At 37.3% G+C, this 12,221-nt stretch carries 14 protein-coding genes; 12 read left to right on the top strand and 2 right to left on the bottom strand.

Annotated features, from left to right (window positions below):
* The 11 genes from L655_RS0100920 to L655_RS0100870 form a co-directional block, all read left to right on the top strand.
* On the top strand, positions 1-838 hold an 838-nt coding region (locus L655_RS0100920), incomplete at its 5' end, for a class I tRNA ligase family protein (protein WP_029751528.1).
* A 12-nt stretch (positions 839-850) separates the two neighbouring features.
* A complete protein-coding gene (gene lspA / locus L655_RS0100915) occupies positions 851-1,351 on the top strand; it encodes a signal peptidase II (protein ID WP_007376920.1) in 501 nt (166 codons plus the stop codon).
* A complete protein-coding gene (fkpB, locus tag L655_RS0100910) occupies positions 1,348-1,788 on the top strand; it encodes an FKBP-type peptidyl-prolyl cis-trans isomerase (RefSeq protein WP_002958231.1) in 441 nt (146 codons plus the stop codon). The genes lspA and fkpB overlap by 4 nt, the downstream gene beginning before the upstream one ends.
* A complete protein-coding gene (gene ispH, locus L655_RS0100905; RefSeq protein ID WP_024603782.1) occupies positions 1,788-2,717 on the top strand; it encodes a 4-hydroxy-3-methylbut-2-enyl diphosphate reductase in 930 nt (309 codons plus the stop codon). Before fkpB ends, ispH begins: the two co-directional genes overlap by 1 nt.
* A gap of 39 nt (positions 2,718-2,756) precedes the next feature.
* Positions 2,757-3,791 carry a histidine kinase gene (locus tag L655_RS0100900; protein ID WP_024603781.1) on the top strand — a complete coding sequence of 345 codons (1,035 nt, stop codon included), beginning with the start codon at positions 2,757-2,759 and terminating at the stop codon, positions 3,789-3,791.
* Positions 3,788-4,489 carry a LytTR family DNA-binding domain-containing protein gene (locus tag L655_RS0100895; RefSeq protein WP_024596571.1) on the top strand — a complete coding sequence of 234 codons (702 nt, stop codon included), beginning with the start codon at positions 3,788-3,790 and terminating at the stop codon, positions 4,487-4,489. The genes L655_RS0100900 and L655_RS0100895 overlap by 4 nt, the downstream gene beginning before the upstream one ends.
* A 185-nt stretch (positions 4,490-4,674) precedes the next feature.
* Positions 4,675-5,235 (top strand): type IV pilus modification protein PilV, encoded by a 561-nt coding sequence (gene pilV / locus L655_RS0100890; protein ID WP_024603780.1) that lies wholly within the window; start codon positions 4,675-4,677, stop codon positions 5,233-5,235.
* Between the two features lies 1 nt (position 5,236).
* Entirely contained in the window at positions 5,237-6,247 is a 1,011-nt protein-coding gene (locus tag L655_RS0100885) for a PilW family protein (protein ID WP_024603779.1), read from the top strand.
* Positions 6,235-6,759 carry a hypothetical protein gene (locus tag L655_RS0100880; protein ID WP_024603778.1) on the top strand — a complete coding sequence of 175 codons (525 nt, stop codon included), beginning with the start codon at positions 6,235-6,237 and terminating at the stop codon, positions 6,757-6,759. Before L655_RS0100885 ends, L655_RS0100880 begins: the two co-directional genes overlap by 13 nt.
* A gap of 10 nt (positions 6,760-6,769) precedes the next feature.
* The gene (locus tag L655_RS0100875; protein ID WP_125825531.1) at positions 6,770-9,997 is read left to right on the top strand and encodes a PilC/PilY family type IV pilus protein; all 3,228 of its coding nucleotides are present in this window, start codon (positions 6,770-6,772) and stop codon (positions 9,995-9,997) included.
* Positions 9,998-10,007: 10 nt separating this feature from the next.
* On the top strand, positions 10,008-10,433 hold the full coding sequence (locus L655_RS0100870; RefSeq protein WP_024603776.1) for a type IV pilin protein: 426 nt from the start codon (positions 10,008-10,010) through the stop codon (positions 10,431-10,433).
* Positions 10,434-10,439: 6 nt separating this feature from the next.
* Here the strand turns inward: L655_RS0100870 and L655_RS0100865 are convergent, their stop codons facing one another.
* Both L655_RS0100865 and L655_RS0100860 read right to left on the bottom strand, forming a co-directional pair.
* Positions 10,440-10,970 carry a GspH/FimT family pseudopilin gene (locus tag L655_RS0100865; RefSeq protein WP_024603775.1) on the bottom strand — a complete coding sequence of 177 codons (531 nt, stop codon included), beginning with the start codon at positions 10,968-10,970 and terminating at the stop codon, positions 10,440-10,442.
* 79 nt (positions 10,971-11,049) lie between these two features.
* Entirely contained in the window at positions 11,050-11,613 is a 564-nt protein-coding gene (locus L655_RS0100860; protein ID WP_024603774.1) for a GspH/FimT family pseudopilin, read from the bottom strand.
* A gap of 160 nt (positions 11,614-11,773) precedes the next feature.
* Here L655_RS0100860 and glnB point away from each other — a divergent pair, with 160 nt between their 5' ends.
* Positions 11,774-12,112, top strand: a complete 339-nt coding sequence (gene glnB, locus L655_RS0100855) for a nitrogen regulatory protein P-II (protein WP_024603773.1) — start codon at positions 11,774-11,776, stop codon at positions 12,110-12,112.
* The last annotated feature ends 109 nt before the right edge of the window (positions 12,113-12,221 follow it).

The following is a 12,221-nucleotide window of genomic DNA, read 5'->3' as shown; positions in this document are numbered from 1 at the left end:
GAGCCGTTACTTACTAGCTAACCTAAATGGTTTTGATCCAAAAACAGATCAAGTGGCTATTGATGACATGGTTGAGCTTGATAAGTGGATTGTTGGTCGTGCTGCTCAGTTGCAAGACGAAATTTTAGCCGCATACGATAGCTACCAAATGCTATTAGTAACGCAAAAGCTAATGAACTTCTGTACAGGTGAGCTTGGTTCGTTCTACCTTGATGTTATTAAAGATCGTCAATACACAGCTAAGAGTGACAGTCATGCACGTCGTTCTTGTCAAACAGCGCTTTATCATATTGCAGAAGCTATGACGCGTTGGATGGCGCCTATTATGAGCTTTACCGCACAAGAAATTTGGGAAGCTTTACCAGGTGAGCGTAGTGACTACGTATTTACATCTGTTTGGTACGATGGCTTACAAGCGCCAACAAATAGCCAATTTAGTAACGATGACTGGTTAGAAATTCTAACAGTACGCGACGAAGTAAACCGTTTATTAGAAGCTGCACGTAAAGAAGAAGTCATTGGTGCAACGCTTCAAGCAACGGTTAATTTATTCACGGGTAAAGAGCTTGCCGCTAAATTAAATGCGCTTGGTGATGAACTTCGTTTTGTATTATTAACATCGGCCGTAAATGTTTCTGAAGTTGATAGCCAGCCAGCTGATACACAAGCTACCGAAATTGAAGGTTTATTCATTAGTGTTGCTGCAACAGATGCTGCTAAATGTGAGCGTTGTTGGCATTACAGTGAAGATGTAGGTGTTAACCCTGCTCATCCTGAAATTTGTGGTCGTTGTGTAAGTAATGTTGACGGCGAAGGCGAAAAGCGTCAATTCGCTTAGGAGTTATTCTTAGTGAGCAAACTAGCCCAAAAAAGTGGTTTAGTGTGGCTTTGGTTGAGTCTATTACTACTAGTAATAGACTTTGCCAGTAAAACACTTGTTGTAGGGACTATGGCTTATCAAGAGTCGATAAACTTACTCCCTGTTTTTAGTATTACTTATGTGCATAACTATGGTGCTGCTTATAGCTTTTTAAGTGAAGCGGGTGGTTGGCAGCGTTGGTTTTTAAGTGCGATTGCCATTGCTATTAGTGCTTTGCTTGTGTGGTGGCTAAAACGCTTACCTGCAACAAACAAAGTACTATGCGGTGCTTATGCACTGGTACTTGCAGGCGCTATTGGTAATTTATACGATCGTATTGCGTATGGTTATGTAATCGACTTTATTCACGTATTTTATAAAGACTCACATTTTCCTGTATTTAATATTGCTGATTGCGCTATTTGTATTGGCGCAGCATTATTGTTATTTGATGCCTTTACCGGCGAGAGTCCGAAGGAGCATAAAGCATGAGCCAAGCTGTAATTGGTGAAAACTCGCAAGTTATTTTCCATTTTTCTATTAAATTAGAAGATGGCTCTGCCGCCGATTCTACCAAGGTGCACAACAAACCTGCTAAATTAACAATGGGCGATGGCAGTTTAACGGCAAACTTCGAAAAGTGTTTATTAGGTTTAACTGCAGGCGAAAGTAAAACGTTTGAATTAGAACCTGAAGATGCATTTGGTCAGCCAAATCCAGATAATATTTACTACGTTGACCGTAGTAAATTTGGCCCAGAAACACCAGCTAAGGTAGGTGCAATTATTGCGTTTACTCAACCAGACGGTACTGAGCTTCCTGGATTAGTTCGCGAAGTGCAAGGTGAGTCGGTAACGATTGATTTTAATCACCCTTTATCTGGCCAACGTTTAACGTTTGAAGTTGATATTATTGAGGTGGAAGGTTAATGGAAATATTACTAGCTAATCCACGCGGCTTTTGCGCTGGTGTTGACCGTGCTATTAGTATTGTTGAGCGCGCCCTAGATATTTTTGAAAAGCCAATTTATGTTCGCCACGAAGTAGTACATAACCGCTATGTGGTTGATGGATTAAAAAGTCGTGGTGCGGTTTTTGTTGAAGAGCTTGATCAAGTACCTGACGACAGCATTGTTATTTTTAGCGCACATGGCGTATCGCAAGCTGTTCGTTCTGAGGCAAAACGTCGTGATTTAAAAGTATTTGATGCAACGTGTCCGCTTGTAACTAAAGTACATATGGAAGTTACACGTGCGAGTCGTAAAGGTATTGAGTGTATTTTAATTGGTCATCATGGTCACCCTGAAGTAGAGGGAACAATGGGACAATATGATAACTCAGACGGTGGTATTTATCTTGTTGAAACCGTTGATGATGTTGTTGCGCTTAATGTAAAAAATGCTGAAAATCTTTTTTACTGTAGTCAAACGACTTTATCAGTTGATGATACTGCTGATGTTATTGATGCACTACGCAATAAGTTTCCATCAATTGATGGACCTCGCAAAGATGATATTTGTTATGCAACGCAAAATCGTCAGGACGCTGTTCGTGACCTAGCTGATAAAGTTGATGTGCTATTAGTTGTAGGGGCTAAAAACAGCTCTAACTCTAATCGCCTACGTGAACTTGCAGATAAAATGGGCACTGTAGCTTATTTAATTGATGACGCAACTGATGTGCAAGAGCAGTGGGTTTCAGGTTCTAAATCAGTAGGTGTAACTGCGGGAGCATCTGCGCCAGAAGTACTTGTACAACAAGTAATAAGCCGATTAAAAGAGCTAGGTGGTACACAGGTTGTTGAGAACCCTGGCGAAGCAGAAAATATAGTATTTGCTGTTCCTGTAGAGCTACGTTAATTTAAATATATTAAACATTTAGATTAAAGGAGAGTCGTTATGAGCAAGTCACTTAAAAATGATGGTTTGCTTTTTTCTGCTCTTTTTAATGAACGAGGCGTATTAGCCACGCTTATTGTTTCTCAAGTTATTGCTATTGTTTTAGCTTTTGCACCCAATGTAGAAGATGATATTTGGCTTCGCCTTGGAATAATAAGCTTATTTTTACACTTAATAGTGTTAGTCAGTACCTCTTCTTTATACTTCTGTAGGTTTTTTTTACAAAAACGTACTCAAACTTTTCAGTTAAGTTTGTTTTTTGTCTTTTTTTTATTATCTACATGCATTTTTAGTATTTTATTCTCTCATTTTGCTTTTGATATAGATGATACAAATAGCCTAATTTATTTCATACTTCGTAATTGTATTATAGTGGCTTTACTGACTGCTTTATTCGTCCAGTTTTTATTAATTTATTTTGAAAAAGAGCAGCAAACTAAAGCGCTTGCCCGCGCAGAGCTTGATGCATTACAAGCACGTATTCGCCCACACTTTTTATATAACAGTTTAAATACCGCTGCAGAGCTTACCCATCATGATGCAACCGCAGCTGAGCAGGCTATTTTAGCCTTAGCTGCTTTATCGCAAGCGGCAATGCGCTCAGGGCAAAGCGTGCCATTAGAGGACGAAATAACCCTTAGCAAGCAATATGTTGCACTAGAAGCATGGCGTTTTGGTAACCGCTTAAAGCTTGATTGGCAAATACCCAATGAGCTTCCCGCATTGAGCATTCCTTGTTTAACCCTGCAGCCATTAATTGAAAATGCAGTATGCCACGGTGTTGAAACAAGTGAGCATGGTGCAGAAATAAAAGTAGAGCTACATATAACTACCGGCTATATAACCATGATTGTTTCTAACCCTATAACAATTTCTAATGCTCAAACTAGGCCTAATAACGGCATGGCGCTTGAAAATATTCGCCAGCGATTAAATATTTATTATAAAAATAAAGCGCAGCTAACAATTACTAATAAAAATGATGTGTTTAGGGTCAAGGTCGTTATTCCTAAGCTAATTGAGGGCAGTGTATGAACGTACTCATTGTTGATGACGAACCTCTTGCGAGATCGCGCTTAATTCGTTTGTTGGCACATGATAAAAGCATAGTTGTACAAGGCGAGGCAAGTAATGGTAATGAAGCCCTAGTACTGGCTAAAAAGCAAACGCCGGATTTGATTTTTTTAGATGTTGATATGCCTGGTATGAATGGTTTACAAGTTGCTAATGAGCTCAATAGTTTAACTCTACCTCCTGCTATTGTTTTTATAACTGCTCACCCTGAGCATGCCTTCGATGCTTTACAATTAAGCGCTGCAGGTTATTTAGTTAAACCTATTTCAGAGCAATCATTGCAAAAGGTGCTTAAGCAAGTCGGGCGCTTAAATAAAGTACATATTCAAAAACAACAAAATGTAAAAATCTCTTATCAGCTAGCTGGTACTCTACGCAGTGTTGATATAAATGATGTTTTGTATTTTAGTGCCGAAGAAAAGTATACCAAAATGATATTCTGTGGTGGAGAAGCTTTACTTGAACAAAGTCTAAAACAATTAGAGTTACAATTTCCTACACATATTTTGCGAATTCATCGCAATACATTGGTTAATAAACAAAAAGTAATTGCTTTGCATTCAAAAGCGAATGGCAATCATATGATTGAGCTACAAGGGTGCAGTGAGTTATTGCCAGTGAGCCGCCGTGAGCTTAAATTAGTAAAAAATTCGCTTTAGGCTTACCTTGCAATTAACCTCCCCCTGATTTAAATACATTTGAGTCTTAATTATCAACGGTGTTATTGAATAAACAGGTTTAATTAACCGTTTATCAACAAATATAACCGCTTGTCTTAGTCCTCATTGATTCCTCAAATAAATAACATAAACTTAAAATCAGATAATTTTTATTTGGTTTTATTATGCAATCACCTCACGTAAAAGTGCAAAGAGGCTTCACTCTGATTGAAGTGCTAATTGCATTTATTATTCTTAGTTTTGGCCTTTTAGGCGCAGTTGCTTTGCAAGCAAAAGCAAAGCAAGCAAGCTTTGATTCTATGCAGCGTGCTGCTGCAGTTGCTCTGGGAAATGACATTATTCAACGTATTCGTGCTAATGACACACCTCAGTTAGTAGCACATTATAAGAAAAACTTTACGAGTAAAACTCCCATAAGCTCATCAACAACATGCTTTGGTGGCTCATGCAGTGCTGAGCAAATTGCTTTACTTGATCTTGAACAGTGGAAACGTGCAATACAGGCCAGAAATAATACTGGCTCGTTAGATGATGCAAGTGTGTGTATAAACCCGGTTGCCGTGGCTGGTTCTGGTGGTAAGGCTTTTAATATCGAAGTTATCGTGTCTTGGCAAGGGCGGCAAGAATTTACAGCAAATGCAGCTACGGGAGCTGTAGATTGCGGCACCGCTGATAAAAAACGCCGGGTCGTTGTTTTAACCAGTTATATATATGTGAGGAGCTAACATGAAGCAAAATGGGTTTACTCTTGTAGAAGTTATGATTTCACTATTTATTGGTGGTTTAATTCTTGGTGGCGTTATGTTTACTTTTATTAGTATGAAAGTAACCACAAAAGACACTATGACTATCGGTGAACTCCAGGAGTCAGGACGTTTAGCTATAAATATTATGCAACGCGATATCGAGCAAGTTGGCTTTTGGGGAACTTATTATGATGACTCGTTCACAGCAGTAAATACAACCGTTTCTGCAACGACGATTACAGGTGATTGTTCAGATGGAACTAATAACGGCAGCTTTCCAGATTTAACCAGTAGTAGTAATTTTCGTACTATTTATGCAAAAACTACTACGAGTAAAGATAACCTAAATTGCATAAACGATGGCATTATTCCTGCTGATAATAAAGAGACCGATATTCTTCAGCTCAAGTTTTTACAAGGTGATCCTCAATATGATGCTGTTGCAGGTACTAATACTACTAGCGATAAAATAAATTACTTTATCGCAGAACAAGAACAAGCAAGTTTTGTAACCGGTAAACATACCCCAACAAATATTAATGCAACTATTTGGCCATATAGTCATCATGTTTATTATATTAAAGAAGAAAAATATTTAGTAAACAATAAAGAAATAAAAGTCCCCGCATTAAGACGAAAACGATTAGTAAATGGAAAAATGACCTCTGAAACGATAATGGAAGGTGTTGAAAACATGCGTTTTGTATTTGGCTTAGACACTACCAATGATAGCCGAGTAGATACTTACCGCAGCATTAAAGACATGAACCCTACTGATTGGGAAAATCGAAAAGGTATTTTAACAGTACAGCTATTTTTATTGATTAGAGCGTTGCAACCCGATCCTGGAGTTAAAATTAAAAATCAAACATATATACTGGGTGAAGGTAGCGATAAACGAGAGCTAACATTTACCGATAACTACAGGCGTACGGTATTTACTACCACTATTCGCTTAAGTAATGTTGGAGGGAACTTATGGAAAATTTAAAGTTATTACCCAGTAAGCAACAAGGTGTGGTACTTATAACAGCATTAATTATGGTGATAGCTGTTACCGGCATTGCAGTTACCCTAATGAGTAGTAGTACGATTGATATTAAAATAACGAATGCTGCTCAGGAAAGAGAAGTAGCTGAGAATGAGTTAATTGGTCAAGTGCAAAAAGTAATTGCAATAGAGGCAAAAAAAGGGAAGAACAGCAATTTTTTTCTCACTAAGAGTGAAACTGTTACTCTTGGAAAGGATGAAAATGGTAACGAATTAGAAAAAAAAGAAAAAGACATATCATTGCTTGGCAGTGAAATGAAAAGCACTATGATTAATTTAAATACGGGAACTTTAGAATTAAATTGTCCTCGCAGTTACAGCTACACAGCTGGCGTTTCTTGTAATATGGTGCAAGTATCTACCACGATTAAGTATGGATCTAAGAGCAAGCATCAGTTAACTATTGTTACAGGTGTGTCACAAGAAATGGCTAATGTAGGGAAGGGGATTTAATATGAAACTTATGTTTAGGAATATATTTACTTTACTATTTTTTACTTTTAGTTCACTAGTTGTTGCTGATGATATTGAGGTTTACGTAAATAAAGATGTAAAATTCGATGAAAAACCAAGAGTTCTTTTTATTTTTGATACGTCAGGAAGTATGGACGAGGAAGTTACATCAGCAGGCACAAGAGAGCGATGTTATATAAAGGGAAGAGAAAGCTACTTCTTAGGGCTTTTATGGCGTGATGTATATGTGGAACTAGGGCAGTGCTATGAAAGTAAAAGCAGCTATAGTGAATATAATCAACAATGTTACATAAACATTGGAGGTAGTTACAACCCCAATTATCAACCAAGTTGTGTTGATGAAGTTGAAGGTGGGACAAGGCTTGAGGTTGCAAAAAGAGCTGTAAAAGGTTTAATAAATGACAACAGTGATATTGACTTTGGTTTAATGCGTTTTAATTATAACGCAGGTAATGAACCCGGTGGCGGCTATGTGCTTGCTAGAATAGGTGCAAATGAAAATACACTGATTAATAAAATCAATGAGCTACCTGCATATGGTTCAACTCCATTAACAGAAACTTTGTGGGAGGCATATTTATACATCACAGGACAAAATCTTAAGTTTGCGAGGAGGGTTAACGGCAGAGATAAAAGCATTGATGAAAATAGCAAGTACATATCACCTTTTAAACAAGATCAAGGAACTCCACTGCGCTGTGATAACTCTATTAATATTATTCTTATAACAGACGGTGAACCTCAAAATGATGATGAAGCTGATGGAAGTATAAATAAAGAATATAAAGATATATTTGGAGCTAATTCGAGTTCATTTGGGAGCTATAAAAGCTATTTAGTAGCGTTAGCCAAAATTTTATATGGTACAGAGACTATATCTGTTGATTTATATCCTCAGACCTCTGAGGTGATTGATACGGGTAGGCTTTTTACTATAGGTTTTGGTGATGGAATGGGTGAAAATGCGCTCAAACTTTTAGAAGAAGCAGCTAAGGTTGGTGGTGGGGATTATTTTGAAGCTAAATCAGCAGCAGCCCTTTCTTCTGCACTTAAAAATACAATTTCACAAATTAGAGAAGAAAATAGTACTTTCATTTCTCCATCAGTGGCTAGTAATAACGTAGATCAAACTCGAAGTCGAGATGCAATCTATTTTGCTATGTTTTATCCAGATAAAAGTACACGTTGGCGAGGTAATTTAAAAAAATTAAAAGTATCAGACGGAAAAATTATTGATTCATCGTTAAAGTTAGCACTCAATGAAGATGGATTAATTAGTAAGGATGCAAAAACCTTTTGGTCTGTTAATAATTCTGCAGATGGTAATTCGGTAAAAAATGGTGGCGTTAATGCAATGCTGGCAACTATAAAGGATAAAGATCGTAAAGTGCTAACGGATATCGGCTTTTTTAAGGCCGACAGTATTATTGATGCTATGGGTGAAAGCCAGGCAGCTAGTGCTTTCTTAATTGATAAGTCTGAGCTTGAAAATACGATTAATTGGGCGCGTGGGGTTGATGTTGATAATAAGAATCCTGAAAGCGAGCAGCGTAATGATATCTTTGGTGATCCCTTACACTCTAGGCCTGTAGCAATAGATTATGGTAATAATGATATACGTATACTGATTGGTACTAATGCTGGCTTTTTACATATGTTTAAAGATGACGATGTAAATAATGAAGTTAAAGAAAGTTGGGCGTTTATACCGTCTGTACTTTTTAAAATAATTAAACCATTAAGAAAAGCAGAATCTGGTAAGCAATATGGCATGGATGGGCCTATTAGCGTGTATTCCAAAAATGAAAGTCTCAATAGTGATAACGTTAACGATGGTATTGTAAATGTATCCAAAGGAGATAAAGTTTTAGCATTTGTTGGAATGCGTCGTGGAGGAAAAAATTATTATGCTTTTGATATAACCGCTCCTGATAATCCAAAGTTAAAATGGACTATAAAGGGAGGTGAAGGAGACTTCACAAAACTGGGTCAAACTTGGTCAAAGCCGCAAGTGGCATTTATAAAAGCTTTTGGTGATAAACCAGTACTGGTTTTTGGTGGTGGTTATGACACAAATAAAGATACTAGCTCAGAGGCTGACTCTGTAGGTAATAATATTTATATTGTTGACGCAAATACAGGTACTAAGCTTTGGTCATTACTAGATAATAATAATTTTAAAGGAAAACATAGTATTGCTGCAGATATAACTCTACTAGATTCTGATTATGATGGTTATATCGACAGAATATATGCTGCAGATACAGGAGGTGATATCTGGCGTATAGATATGCCGGGCGATAAGAAAGGAGCTTTTAATCACCATAAATTAGCTCAATTAGGTATTGGAGCAGATAGACGCTTTTTTTATAAACCAGTGATTGCACGAACGCTGTTTAGTAAAGTAACAATAATTGGAGAGGTTATAACTAGACTAGACTCTCCATATGATGCAGTTGTCATCGGTAGTGGTAAAAGAACGAATCCGAATGATGCAAAAACTGCAGATCAATTATTTATGATAAGAGATGAAAATACAGTTACAAAATCATTTACAGGTAAAGAACCTACACCAATCATGCCACATGATTTAATGGTTATGAACGATGACCCATTTGAGAAAACATTAAATAGCAAAAATGGAAAAAGTGATATAGGAGGGTTCGTTAAATTAGAAGCTGCTTTGGCTTTAAAAAAAGGTTGGCGATACGAACTAACTACGGGTGAAAAGTCATTAGCAGCTGCTACAGTTGTGGGTGGGGTTGCTTACTTTACCTCATTTACACCCGCTTCAGACTCCTCTACAAAAAACCAGTGCTCACTTAGTGGTGGTGGTGGTTCACTCTATGCTTTTCATCTTCATTATGGAACTAAGGTATATGATAAACTTAAGTTTGATACAAGTAATGAAGTACCTGATACTCCACAATTATACTTTGGTTCATCGTGCGCAGATAGTGATGGTAATGGAGTGTGTGATGATAACCCTGAAGAGGAAGTGAAAAGTCAGTTTTATTTAATTGGCCCGGGTATTAAAGGTAAGGATGCAGAAAACCCGCTGCAACCACTTGAAATAACAGGGCCAGGATTAAAAGTTGCTAACGGAAAAATACAACTCGTAAAAGATAAGGCGTTAGGTTTTGGTTTTAAAACCCAGCAAACTTACATTTATAAGCGCGAAGAAAATGACGAAATTATACCTGATGAAGAAGACTAAGGGACTTTAAATGAATCAAAAACAACATGGATTTACCTTAATTGAGCTGATGATAGCAGTTGCTATCGTCGGCATACTCGCAGCAATTGCGATGCCTAATTATACAGAATATGTAAAGCGTGCTTCGCGCGCTGAAGCGTCTGCAGCATTGTTAGATGCCGCAAACAAGGAAGAGCAGTATTTTGTTGATAATAGGGAATATACAGAGAAATTTACTGATTTAGGGTTGCAAGACAAAACCGAGAATAAACATTTTGAATTAACGATTAAAGTGACCGATAAAAATGCTTTTACAATCACTGCTAAACCCGTGGCAGGGCCGGTAAAAGGAGATGGTGATTGCACCGAGCTATCTATAACTGATATAGGTACTAAAGGCGCGCAAGGTGCAAAAACAAACGAAGGAAAGGATATTGACTATTGTTGGGGAAGATAATTAGAGTTACCTTTCCTGGCATTTATCAGTCGATTTAATACGTATTCTGCCAGTTTGACTTACAGATAAAGCCAATCCTTCCAGATTGGCTTTATCGCTATTAGGGCAATATATAAAAGTCCCATTTTGAAAACCATTTAAAGAGCCATCTGGACGAAATGTAATGGCGCTACGGGGGTACTCTAAAGTATCGGCCTCATTAACATCCTCGAAAGTGCTTAAGAGTAGTTCATCATCATCTAGAGTCGTTGATTTATCTTTGTCGATAAAGAGTGACATTTGACCATCCCATTCGTCTTTTGTGCATTGGCTGCCTTTTAGTGCACAAAGCGTGACGTAAGTAGTATTTTCAATGGCATATAAACGGCCATAATTTATATTTCGGTGTAGCAGATTCACATGGTTATCTAAGCGGTTTTTAGCTAAAAAATCTGGGTAAAACCACATAGATAATTGGCTGATAATACTGACAACAGCCATAGATACCATTAATTCGAGAAGTGTTACTCCCTTACTTTTTGATATTGATAATCTCATCCTTGAAGACCTGAGTTAATAAATGATTAACTCAGTCTAGTAAATGATACAAATATGGCAAGATATAATTGTACGTTTTTTAATCACACTTTTCAGTGGTGTCACCAAGGTAAAAAGCAGTACCAGATACTGATACATTCAGCGCTTTATTGTTTTCGTTGTCATTATTGGGGCAGTATACAAAGCCCGTAAAGCTACCTGAGCCAGCTAAACTTGTCGTAATACGACCGCTCGTATTAAACCGAAGGCTATTATTACCAGAGAATTTTATTCTATCGCTAGACGGAGTTTCTGACATTACACGTAATAGACTATCGTTTGCGCTTTTATAACTTCCGTCATTATCAGTATCTATAAATAAAATAACGGTATTAGTTGATGCCCATTCACTTTGGCATGTGAGACTTGAGCTACTACTTGTAACTGTATTGGGAGCAGGGCATACAATGACTATTTCATCTGTACTTGCAGCTTGAGCACGGGCGTAGCTAATATTTCTTTTTAATTCCAACAAAAAATTCTCAGCTCTATTTTCTTCTAGCATATCGCTGCTATTCCAAATCGCAATTGATGCAATAATGCCAACGATAGCTACGGTTACCATGAGTTCTAAAAGGGTGAACCCGTTTTGTTTGTTTTTCATATTAATCTCATTTACTGCTAGTCATTTAAGTATAGCTATTTTTATATAATAAATTATACCACGATCGGTTGTTTTATCACCGTAATTCAATTGCTTTGTTTGCTATGAACACTATGATTGTCTAAAATCGAGACAACTGAAGCTTTCAAAAGTAATTAATATGAAAAAAATAGAAGCAATTATTAAACCTTTTAAGTTAGATGATGTGCGTGAAGCGTTGTCTGATGTGGGTATTACGGGGATGACGGTAAGCGAAGTTAAAGGCTTTGGGCGTCAAAAAGGTCACACTGAGCTATATCGTGGCGCAGAGTATATGGTCGATTTTTTACCTAAAGTAAAACTTGATATTGTATTGACTGATGAAGATGTAGACCGTGCAATTGAAGTTATTATAAAAACGGCGCAAACAGGAAAAATCGGTGATGGTAAAATATTTGTCACAGATGTTGAGCGTGTAATACGTATTCGTACTGCAGAGGAAGATGAAGAAGCGATTTAAGCTTGTTTTTCTATGTAGTAAAAAGGCGCTATTTTAGCTGTCTCTTATACACAAATCCCTGCTAAGAAATTAGCGGGGATTTTTTTGAACTAAATCTCAATGTCATGAT

Source organism: Pseudoalteromonas sp. TAE79 (assembly GCF_000498015.1).
Taxonomy (GTDB): domain Bacteria; phylum Pseudomonadota; class Gammaproteobacteria; order Enterobacterales; family Alteromonadaceae; genus Pseudoalteromonas.
The sequence above is the reverse complement of the archived record's forward strand: the minus strand, read 5'-3'. Positions and strand labels throughout refer to the sequence as shown.

Excerpts from the sequence above, each read along its gene's own strand:
- L655_RS0100900 (WP_024603781.1), top strand. The coding sequence starts at position 2,757 with ATGAGCAAGTCACTTAAAAATGATGGTTTGCTTTTTTCTGCTCTTTTT.
- L655_RS0100865 (WP_024603775.1), bottom strand. The coding sequence starts at position 10,970 with ATGAGATTATCAATATCAAAAAGTAAGGGAGTAACACTTCTCGAATTA.
- glnB (WP_024603773.1), top strand. The coding sequence starts at position 11,774 with ATGAAAAAAATAGAAGCAATTATTAAACCTTTTAAGTTAGATGATGTG.
- L655_RS0100885 (WP_024603779.1), top strand. The coding sequence starts at position 5,237 with ATGAAGCAAAATGGGTTTACTCTTGTAGAAGTTATGATTTCACTATTT.
- fkpB (WP_002958231.1), top strand. The coding sequence starts at position 1,348 with ATGAGCCAAGCTGTAATTGGTGAAAACTCGCAAGTTATTTTCCATTTT.
- ispH (WP_024603782.1), top strand. The coding sequence starts at position 1,788 with ATGGAAATATTACTAGCTAATCCACGCGGCTTTTGCGCTGGTGTTGAC.
- L655_RS0100860 (WP_024603774.1), bottom strand. The coding sequence starts at position 11,613 with ATGAAAAACAAACAAAACGGGTTCACCCTTTTAGAACTCATGGTAACC.
- L655_RS0100875 (WP_125825531.1), top strand. The coding sequence starts at position 6,770 with ATGTTTAGGAATATATTTACTTTACTATTTTTTACTTTTAGTTCACTA.
- L655_RS0100870 (WP_024603776.1), top strand. The coding sequence starts at position 10,008 with ATGAATCAAAAACAACATGGATTTACCTTAATTGAGCTGATGATAGCA.
- L655_RS0100880 (WP_024603778.1), top strand. The coding sequence starts at position 6,235 with ATGGAAAATTTAAAGTTATTACCCAGTAAGCAACAAGGTGTGGTACTT.
- L655_RS0100895 (WP_024596571.1), top strand. The coding sequence starts at position 3,788 with ATGAACGTACTCATTGTTGATGACGAACCTCTTGCGAGATCGCGCTTA.
- pilV (WP_024603780.1), top strand. The coding sequence starts at position 4,675 with ATGCAATCACCTCACGTAAAAGTGCAAAGAGGCTTCACTCTGATTGAA.